This window comes from Acinetobacter sp. COS3 (assembly GCF_000475335.1).
GTDB classification, from domain to species: domain Bacteria; phylum Pseudomonadota; class Gammaproteobacteria; order Pseudomonadales; family Moraxellaceae; genus Acinetobacter; species Acinetobacter venetianus.
Genome location: NZ_AXCD01000035.1, coordinates 1 through 695, shown reverse-complemented (window position 1 = coordinate 695; position 695 = coordinate 1). Strand labels below are relative to the sequence as shown.

The 695-nt window shown below is 46.2% G+C and carries 1 pseudogene; it reads left to right on the top strand.

Annotation, left to right across the window (positions count from 1 at the left end):
* A pseudogene (locus IO68_RS29430) lies at positions 1 to 695 on the top strand (hypothetical protein); the annotation flags it as partial.

The window sequence follows — 695 nt, the reverse complement described above, 5'->3', positions numbered from 1 at the left end:
ATTGATCTTGTGACTGGCGTGATTGATGGCATCACGGGTGGTACTGACGGTAGTCCAATCGATTTAGTCACTGGTGCCCTTGATGGTATTACAGGCGGTGATCTTGCTAATAATCCTGTCACAGGGATTGTTCAAGAAGGCATCGATATTCTACAAGGCGTTGAAAGCTTAAAAACTGAAATTATCAATACGGGTATTGATACTGTAGCTGACACCATCATCGGTGCTTTCCCTCAAGCTGAACATCCTGTCGGTGATATCGCTGACCTAGGTACCCTCACTTTTGAAACTTCTCGCGATACTGTAAATGGTACTTTAGAAACTGTGTCTGACTTGGCGGGTGCTGATCTCAGCAGTGCTTTAGATTCTGCAACAGGTGTTATTGAAACCTTAGTTGATAATGGTTCTGCTGCAATCGGTATTGTTCAACATATTGCTGATGACCTTGGTAATCTCGGTGATCTTGCTAATGGTACACCACTAGAAATGGTGACTGATGTCATTGACGGCATCACAGGTGGTACGGATGGCAGCCCAATCGATCTTGTCACTGGTGTGATCGATGGCATTACTGGTGGAACAGACGGTAGTCCAATTGATCTCGTCACTGGTGTGATCGATGGCATCACAGGCGGTACTGACGGTAGCCCGATTGATCTTGTCACTGGTGTGATTGACGGCATCACAGGTGGTAC